We start from the raw sequence: 9,055 nt of genomic DNA on the forward strand, positions 1-9,055 counted from the left end.
GACATGGGTTTGAAGATCGTCGTCGGCGCAGATGACGCCGGCTACGAATACAAGGAAGTGCTGCGGGAGCTGCTGTCGAGCGACCCGCGCGTGAGCGACGTGATCGACGTCGGCGTCGCGAGTGCTGACTCCACCCCCTACCCGCGCGTGGCCGTCACGGCCGCGCGGCTGGTCGCGCGGGGCGACGCCGATCGCGCGCTCCTCATCTGCGGAACCGGCCTGGGGGTGGCGATCACCGCGAACAAGGTGCGCGGCATCCGGGCGGTGACAGCACACGACAGCTATTCCGTCGAGCGGTCCGTCAAGAGCAACAACGCGCAGGTGCTGACGCTCGGCGCGCGCGTCATCGGGCTGGAGCTCGCGAAGAAGCTCGTCGTCGAGTGGCTGGGTCATCACTTCGACCCTGCGTCGCCGTCGGCGGAGAAGGTGCGGTTGATCGAGCGATTCGAGGAGGACGAAGGATGATCGGCAAAGTCGCGGTCGTGGGGTCGGGCTACATGGGCGGAGGCATCGCCCAGGTGCTCGCGCTCGCCGGAAAAGACGTCGTCCTCGCAGACGTCAGCGCCGAGCTCGCCGCCGCCAACCTCGAGCGCATCATCCGCGAGGCGGACGACTACGCCGCCCGGGGGCTCTTCCCGGCGGGCGCCCGGGAGACGATCGCGGCCCGCGTGACGGCTGCTCCCTCCATCGAGGATGCCGTCGCCGCCGTCGACTTCGTCGAGGAGGCCGTGCCCGAGGTCGTTGCCATCAAACATGAGACCCTGCGTCGGATCAGCACGAACTGCCCGCCGGGTGCGACCATCGGCAGCAACACGTCGACGATCTCCATCGGCACCCTGGCCGAGGCCGTCACCGGGCCCGAGCGCTTCCTCGGCGTGCACTTCAGCAACCCTGCGCCGTTCGTCCCCGGCGTGGAGGTCATCCCGCACGCCGGCACGCGGCCGCATGCGGTGACCGAGATCGTCGAGCTCCTCGGGGAGTGCGGCAAGGTCGGCGTGCCGATCACCGATGTCACCGGCTTCGTGCTGAACCGGCTGCAGTATGCGCTCCTCGGCGAGGCCGCCCGGCTCGTGGAGGAGGGTGTCGCGACTCCGGAAGCCATCGACCTCATCGCCCGGACGACGTTCGGATTCCGTCTGCCCTTCTTCGGGCCCTTCGCGATCGCGGATATCGCGGGGCTCGACGTCTACGAGTTCTGCTATGACTCGCTGCACAGCGCGTATCCCGACCGCTTCGCCGAGCCCGAGATCCTCCGCGAGCGAGTGGCGCGCGGCGAGAAGGGCCTGAAATCGGGGAGAGGCTTCCTCGCGACTCCGGCGGAGCGGGCACCCGAGCTGGCGGCGTACCGCGACGAGGCCTATGCCGCCCTGCGCGACCTTCTCGCCCGGCTCGGCCAAGCGCCCGTCGACTACTGATCGCAGAAGTTTCGCCGCCCTCCGGGAAAATTTCGTCCGACCCTTGACAGTCGTCGGGGGCGGTGGAAAAGTGTGTACAACGTTGCTCTACAACGTTGTAGACCAGAGCCGGATCGGACTCGCTTACCCGAGCGGGCGGATCTCGCAGCGGTCGTGCACCGACGAAGAAGTCAGCAATACCGAAAGGAAACTCCAGTGAAGACGAAGCCTGTCCTTGCTGCAGTCACAGCGCTCGCCCTGGTCGGCGCCCTGACTGCCTGCACCGCCGGAGATGGCGGCGACGAAAACGGCGGCGGTGGAGATGCATCCAACTGCTCCAACGAGATCAAGAACCCCGACGCCCCCGTCGTCACCCTGTGGGCGTGGTACCCGAACTCCGAGACCGTCGTCGACAACTTCAACGAAGAGAACGACGACGTCCAGGTCTGCTGGACCAACGCCGGCGCCGGTGGTGACGCGTACGACAAGTTCCAGACGGCGATCTCGGGCGGCAGCGGCGCCCCCGACGTCATGATGGTCGAGGCCGACCGGATCGCGGTCTTCCAGGCCCAGGACGCCCTCGTCGACCTGAGCGACCTCGGCTATGAGGACGTCAAGGACAACTTCAGCGAGGGCGCGTGGAAGGACGTCTCTGTCGGCGAGGGCGTCTACGGCGCTCCGATCGACGGCGGCCCGATGGGCATGATCTACCGCACCGACGTCTTCGAGCAGTACGGCATCACGCCGCCCACCACGTGGGAGGAGTTCGAGGCGACGGCGCAGCAGGTCAAGGATGCCGGAGGTCCGGTCTTCGCGAGCTTCGCTGCGAACCAGCCCGCAGCGGTGACGGCGTACATGTACCAGACCGGCGCCGAGCCGTTCACGTACGACCCCGCCAACGAGGGTCAGATCGGGATCAACCTCAACAGCCCGGAGATCAAGCAAGTCCTCGACTACTGGGCGGGCCTCGTCGAGAAGGGCCTCGTGGGCACGGAGGACCAGTTCACTCCTGAGTACATCGCCGGCGTCATCGGCGGCGATTACGCCACGTACCTCTCGGCGGCCTGGGCTCCCGGCTACCTCCAGGGCGCGGGCGTCGGCGAGGGTGCGGACGAAGGCGTGTGGGCGACCGCTCCGCTGCCGCAGTGGGATCCGGCCAAGCCCGTCGCGATCAACTGGGGCGGCTCGGCGTTCTCGGTGAGCAGCCAGGCGGACGACCCTGAGCTGGCAGCCAAGGTGGCGTTCGGGGTCTATGCGGACCAGGCGTCGCTCGATCAGGGCTGGCAGGAGCAGATCATCTTCCCGCTCAACGTGGACGTGCTGGAGGACCCGGCGTTCCAGGACTACGAGGTGCCCTTCTTCAGCGGCCAGCAGGCCAACAAGGAGGTGTACGTCCCGGCGGCCAATGCCTACAAGGGCATGGTCTACACGCCGCTCCAGCAGTTCTACTACTCGACCCTCACCGAGCAGATCCAGAACATCAACGACGGATCCGCTACGGGCTCTGAAGCCGCGGACGCGCTCCAGGAGGCTGTCGTGGCCTACGCGGAGGAGCAGGGCTTCACCGTCGAGTGACATGGCACGGGGGGCCGGTCCGTGCTCGCGCGGACCGGCCCCCCGGTCATTCCCTTCTGACCCGGAGAAATCATGACCACCTCAACCGCAAGTCCCCCAACGAAGAAGGGGTCGAGCCCCTTCACGAAGAAGGGCGGTCGTCGCTCGACCGCCGCTCGTCAGAACCTCTTCGGATGGCTCTTCGTCGGACCGTTCGGGATCATCTTCCTGGCTCTGCTCGTGCTGCCGATCGGCTACGCGCTCTACTTGAGCCTCTTCCAGAAGTCGCTCATCGGCGGCACCCGGTTCGTCCTCTTCGGCAACTACGCCAAGGCGTTCACAGATCCGAACTTCCTCGACGGCGTCTGGTTCGTCATCCGGTTCTCGCTGGTGCTGATTCCGCTGCAGATGGCGATCTCGCTGGCCATCGCCCTGATGCTCGACATCATCGTGACCCGGTTCGCCCGGTTCTCGCGGCTCATGATCTTCCTGCCGTATGCGATCCCGACGGTGATCGGCGCGCTGATGTGGGGGTTCCTCTACAGCGAGAACTTCGGCCCGCTCGCGGACATTTTCGGAATTTTCGGAGCTGAGGCTCCTGATTTCCTGAGCAAGAGCCTGATCTTCTACGGCCTCCTCAACATCGTCACGTGGCAATGGGCCGGCTATTACATGATCATCCTCTACGCGGCGCTGCAGGGGATCGACCCGACCCTGTACGAGGCGGCACGCATCGACGGCGCCTCGCAGTGGCAGATCATCTGGCGGATCAAGATCCCCCTCCTCTCGCCGGCACTCCTGCTCATTCTCGTGTTCGCCCTCATCGGAACCCTGCAATTCTTCAATGAGCCGAAGATCCTCCAGGAGCTGGCGGCAGGATCCATCCCGAACGACTTCACGCCCAACATCTACGCCTTCTATCAGGCGTTCTCACTGGCGAACTACAACTACGGCGCGGCGATCTCGTTCGCCCTCGGTGCCGTCGTCTTCGTCTGCGTCTACATCTTCCTGTTCGCAACCCGCAAGCGAGGGAGCTTCTTCGAATGAGTGCCACGCCTATCGAGATCACCGAGACCCGCGGCAAGCCGCGCAAGCTCGTCGAGCGACGGTCGGCCCCGCGCACCCGCGGGCGTGCGTCGCTGAACATCGTGCTGGCGCTGCTCGTGGTCTACTTCCTGGTGCCGTTCTGGTGGCTGATCGTCAACAGCTCCAAGACCGCGGCCGGCCTGTTCGGGGGCGAGAATGCCCTGTGGTTCGCGGAAGACATCAACTACCTCGGAAACCTCGTCGACCTGTTCACGTACGGCGGAGGGATCTACGGACGATGGCTGGCCAACACCGCCCTCTATGCCGTCCTGGGCGGGGTGGGCGCCACGGTGCTCGCGGTCCTCGCAGGGTACGGCTTCGCGAAGTACCGGTTCGCGGGGCGCCGGGCCGCCTTCGCGATCCTGCTCGGCGCCGTCATGGTGCCGACGACCGCGCTCGTGATCCCCACCTTCGTCCTGTTCGCGCAGGTGGGCTGGACGAACACGGTCTGGGCCGTGATCTTCCCCTCGCTGCTCAACCCCTTCGGCGTCTACCTCATGAACGTGTACGCGCGCGATGCCGTGCCCGACGAGCTCCTCGACGCCGCCCGCGTGGATGGCGCGGGGGAGTTCCGCACGTTCTTCCGGGTCGCACTTCCGATGCTGCGGCCCGCGATCGTGACCGTGCTGCTGCTGTCGGTCGTAGCCGTGTGGAACAACTACTTCCTTCCGCTCGTCATGCTCTCGGACAACCGGCTGTTCCCCGTCACGGTCGGCATCGGCGTCTGGCAGTCGACCGCGTCCACGTACGGCGCCGCAGGCGGGCAGACGCTCTGGAGCATCATCATCCTCGGCTCGCTCCTGTCGGTCATCCCGCTGATCATCGCGTTCCTGGCGCTGCAGAAGTACTGGCGTGGCGGGCTCGCGATCGGAAGCCTGAAATGACCCCGCGCCCGCCCCGAGACCCGTTTCCCACGCTTCCTGGAAGAGCAGCATGATCCGCGCACACCTCACCATCGACCCGCACTTCACGATCGGACCCATCAATCGACGGCTCTTCGGCTCGTTCGTGGAGCACCTGGGGCGATGCGTCTACGACGGCATCTACGAACCGGGGCACGAGAGCGCGGACGAGGAGGGCTTCCGCACCGACGTCATCGAGCTCGTGCGCGAGCTCGGCGTATCGACGATCCGCTATCCCGGTGGCAACTTCGTCTCGGGGTACCGCTGGGAGGACGGCGTCGGACCGCGCGAGACGCGACCGCGGCGGCTGGATCTGGCATGGCACTCGACCGAGACCAATGAGATCGGACTGGACGAGTTCGCCGGCTGGCTGCAGAAGGTCGACAGCGAGTTGATGTACGCGGTGAACCTCGGGACGCGGGGCATCCTCGAGGCACTCGACGTCCTCGAATACGCGAACCTGCGGTCGGGCACCCATTGGTCCGACAGGCGTGTCGCGAACGGCCATCCCGAGCCTCACGACATCCGGATGTGGTGCCTCGGCAACGAGATGGACGGCCCGTGGCAGCTCGGCCACAGCACGGCGGAGGAGTACGCCCAGCTCGCGGCCAAGACGGCGAGCGCCATGAGGCAGATCGACCCGGATCTCGAACTCGTGGTCTGCGGCAGCTCGAGTGCCCAGATGCCGACCTTCGGCGACTGGGAACGAGTCGTGCTGAGCCACACGTACGACGACGTGGACTACATCTCGTGCCACGCCTACTACGAGCCGAAGGGCGATGACTACGGCAGCTTCCTGGCCTCCGGGGTCAACATGGACCGGTTCATCGATGCCGTCGTGGCGACGGCGGACCACGTGAAGGCCCTGCGCCACAGCGACAAGACCATCGACATCTCGTTCGACGAGTGGAACGTCTGGTACCAGTCGCGGTTCAACGAGGTCGACAAGATCACCGATGTCGCGCAGTGGCCGGTCGCTCCCCGGCTGCTGGAGGATTCCTACTCGGTGCTCGACGCCGTCGTCTTCGGGAGCCTGATGATCTCCCTCATCCGCCACGCCGACCGCGTGACGGCCGCGAGCCTCGCGCAGCTCGTCAACGTCATCGCACCGATCATGACCGAGCCCGGCGGACCGGCATGGCGCCAGACCACGTTCTATCCGTTCTCGCTCACGTCGCGACTGGCGCGGGACGTCGCCCTCGAGCTCAAGCTCGACAGCCCGACCTACTCGACGGAGCTGTACGGCGACGTGCCCATCGTGGACGCGGTCGCGACCCACGACGAGAGCGGCGGCGGGACGACGGTGTTCATCGTCAACCGCAGCCTCTCGGACGAGGTGTCCCTCGAGGTCGACGTCGTCGCCCTCGGCCGCATCGCGAACGCCACCGCGGTCTCGCTGTTCGACGACGACATCCATGCCGCCAACACGCTCGACGATCCCGAACGAGTGGCCCCCAGGACCAACTCGTCCGTCCACGCCGACGACGGGAAGATCACCGTCACACTCCCTCCCGTCTCGTGGACGGTTCTCACATTCGACTGAGCACGGCGCCCCACGCGCGCCGGCCGCACTCACCCAGGAAGGAATGAGGATGGCGCAGCACGTGCTCCGCGTCGAGGGAACCCGCATCGTGGCGGGCGACGAGCCTGTCACGCTGAAGGGCTTCGGGCTCGGCGGGTGGATGAACATGGAGAACTTCATCACCGGCTACGCGGGCGCCGAGTCGCAGCAGCGTCGGGCGCTTCGCCGCGTGCTGGGGGAAGAGGCGTACGAGCGCTTCTTCGGGCGGTTCATGGCGGCGTTCTTCACTGCGGAGGATGCCGCGTTCCTCCAGTCGCTCGGCGTCAACTCGCTGCGCATCCCGTTCAACTACCGTCACTTCGAGAGCGACGCCGAGCCCTTCGTCATCCGCGCCGAAGGCTTCCGCCTGCTGGACCAGGTCGTCGAGGCGTGCGCGAGTCACGGCATCTACACGATCATCGACCTCCACGCCCTTCCCGGGGCCCAGAACCAGCACTGGCACAGCGACAACCCGACCCAGTGGGCGCACTTCTGGTCGCAGCGGCAGTTCCAGGACCGCGTCGTGCACCTGTGGGAGAGCATCGCCGATCACTATCGCGGCAACCCGTGGGTGGCCGGCTACAACCCGGTCAACGAACCCGGGGACGTCGAAGGGACGGCGATCGGGCCGTTCTATCGCCGGCTCGAGGCCGCCATCCGAGCGGTGGACCCCGATCACATCCTCTTCCTCGACGGCAACCGCTACTCCACGCAGTTCGACCAGCTGGGCGACCCGCTCCCGAACTGCGTGTACACGGCGCACGACTACGCGCTGCCCGGATTCGTGGACGGCGGCCCGTACCCGGGGATCTCCCGAGGGCAGTACGTCGACAGGGACCGCGTCGAGGAGACCTTCCTCGAACGGACCGCGTACATGCGCGAGACCGGCACGCCGATCTGGGTGGGGGAGTTCGGGCCGGTCTACACCGGCGACCCCGCTCGTGATGAGCAGCGGTATCGCCTGCTCGAGGACCAGCTCGCGATCTTCGACCGCCACGACGCGAGCTGGGCGCTCTGGACCTACAAGGACATCGGCCTGCAGGGGGTCGTCACGGTGGATCCCGACTCCGCATACCTGCGGCGCATCGCGCCGGTGCTCGAGAGGAAGGCGCGCTTCGGCGTCGACTCGTGGGGTTCGACCGATGCGGGGGTCCGCGACATCCTCGAGCCGATCGAGCGGCTGTTCCAGGAGGAGTTCCCGGACTTCCAGCCCTACCCGTGGGGTGCGCGGCGGTGGATCCACGGACACGTCCGTCACGTGATGCTCGCCGAAGCCCTGGTGGACGAGTTCGCCCGTGCGTTCGAGGGCGTCGGTCCCGACGAGGCGGAGGCGCTCGCCGACGCGTTCTCGTTCCGCCAGTGCCGTATCCGCGAGGACCTGGCGACGATACTCCGGCGCGCGACGAGCTAGCCGGGCGGCGACATGGCACGAACCCAGCGAGTGACGCTCAACGAGATCGCTGCTCAGACCGGGTTGTCGCTCACGACCATCTCGAAGGTGCTCAACGGCGCGACCGACGTGTCGTCGGCGACGCGCGCTCTCGTCGAGGAGCACCTGCGAGAGAGCGGGTACCGGCGCAGGAAGAGCAGACAGCGGCGCGAGTACATCGAGGTCGTTCTGCACGAGCTCGAGGGGGAGTGGGCGCTCGCCATCCTCGAGGGCGTCCGCGAGAGCGCCGCGGCGGTGGGACTCGCGGTCTCCCTCTCGGTGAGCGGCGACCGCCACGCGCCGGGACCGGAGTGGCTGGAGTCGGTCGTCCGCCGCGCGCCGACGGGCATCATCCTGCTCTTCGCCGGCATCCCGCCGGAAGGGCGGGAGCAGCTCACGGCACGCGGCATCCCGTACGTCATCATCGATCCCGAGGGCGACCCCGTCCAGGACATCCCCTCCGTCGGCTCGGCGAACTGGTCGGGCGGGCTGGCGGCGACGAGGCACCTGCTGGAGCTCGGACACCGCCGCATCGCGGCGATCACCGGTCCGGAATCGGTGATGTGCGCGCTGGCGCGGCTCGACGGCTACCGCGCGGCGATGTCGTCGGCACGCGTGCCGATCGCGCCGGAATGGATCCGCTTCGGGGACTTCCAGCGGGACGGCGGGGAACGGCACGCCAGCGAGCTGCTGCGACTGGCCGATCCGCCGACCGCGATCTTCGCGGGCAACGACGCGCAGGCGCTGGGCGTGCTGCATGCGGCGGCGGCGCTGGGCTTGAGCGTGCCTCACGACCTCTCGGTGGTGGGTTTCGACGACCTGGCCATCGCGGAGCTGGCCCACCCTCGGCTGACGACGGTCCACCAGCCTCTCCGGGAGATGGCAGAGCAGGCGACCCGCCTCGTGCTCCAGCTGCTGGAACAGCCCCGTCCGGAGGTCACCCGCATCGAGCTGGCGACGCGGCTCGTGGTCCGCGACTCGACGGCGAGGCCCGCGCCATCCCCCCGAGGCTGACGGCCGACGGAGACGCGGGTTGCCGGCCGAGAGGCCCTGCCGGCAACCCCCCGCGATGAGCGGCTACTGCCAGTAACCCACCTTTGAAAGGAACTTCTCGGCGGCCCGGGGCAGG

Annotated in this window: 8 protein-coding genes; all 8 read left to right on the forward strand. The window is 67.3% G+C overall.

The genetic code is table 11. From position 1 onward, the window contains the following. The first annotated feature begins 3 nt into the window (after positions 1–3). The 8 genes from B1729_RS18395 (at position 4) to B1729_RS18430 (ending at position 8,940) form a co-directional block, all read left to right on the forward strand. Positions 4–465 carry a ribose-5-phosphate isomerase gene (locus B1729_RS18395; protein ID WP_163620030.1) on the forward strand — a complete coding sequence of 154 codons (462 nt, stop codon included), beginning with the start codon at positions 4–6 and terminating at the stop codon, positions 463–465. Next, positions 462–1,415: a 3-hydroxyacyl-CoA dehydrogenase family protein gene (locus B1729_RS18400; RefSeq protein WP_163634210.1), complete on the forward strand. Its 954-nt coding sequence runs from the start codon at positions 462–464 to the stop codon at positions 1,413–1,415. Before B1729_RS18395 ends, B1729_RS18400 begins: the two co-directional genes overlap by 4 nt. Positions 1,416–1,610: 195 nt before the next feature. Further along, positions 1,611–2,969: an extracellular solute-binding protein gene (locus B1729_RS18405; RefSeq protein WP_163620026.1), complete on the forward strand. Its 1,359-nt coding sequence runs from the start codon at positions 1,611–1,613 to the stop codon at positions 2,967–2,969. A 72-nt stretch (positions 2,970–3,041) separates the two neighbouring features. After that, complete coding sequence (locus tag B1729_RS18410; protein WP_163620024.1) at positions 3,042–3,995, forward strand: sugar ABC transporter permease; 954 nt, start codon at positions 3,042–3,044, stop codon at positions 3,993–3,995. Next, complete coding sequence (locus B1729_RS18415) at positions 3,992–4,918, forward strand: carbohydrate ABC transporter permease (RefSeq protein ID WP_163620022.1); 927 nt, start codon at positions 3,992–3,994, stop codon at positions 4,916–4,918. Before B1729_RS18410 ends, B1729_RS18415 begins: the two co-directional genes overlap by 4 nt. A 49-nt stretch (positions 4,919–4,967) precedes the next feature. Further along, a complete protein-coding gene (locus B1729_RS18420) occupies positions 4,968–6,479 on the forward strand; it encodes an alpha-N-arabinofuranosidase (protein ID WP_163634212.1) in 1,512 nt (503 codons plus the stop codon). Positions 6,480–6,528: 49 nt separating this feature from the next. Further along, entirely contained in the window at positions 6,529–7,908 is a 1,380-nt protein-coding gene (locus tag B1729_RS18425) for a cellulase family glycosylhydrolase (protein ID WP_204318967.1), read from the forward strand. A gap of 12 nt (positions 7,909–7,920) precedes the next feature. Further along, a complete protein-coding gene (locus tag B1729_RS18430; protein WP_163634216.1) occupies positions 7,921–8,940 on the forward strand; it encodes a LacI family DNA-binding transcriptional regulator in 1,020 nt (339 codons plus the stop codon). The last annotated feature ends 115 nt before the right edge of the window (positions 8,941–9,055 follow it).

It is taken from the genome of Microbacterium sp. B35-04 (assembly GCF_010634885.1).
GTDB lineage: Bacteria > Actinomycetota > Actinomycetes > Actinomycetales > Microbacteriaceae > Microbacterium.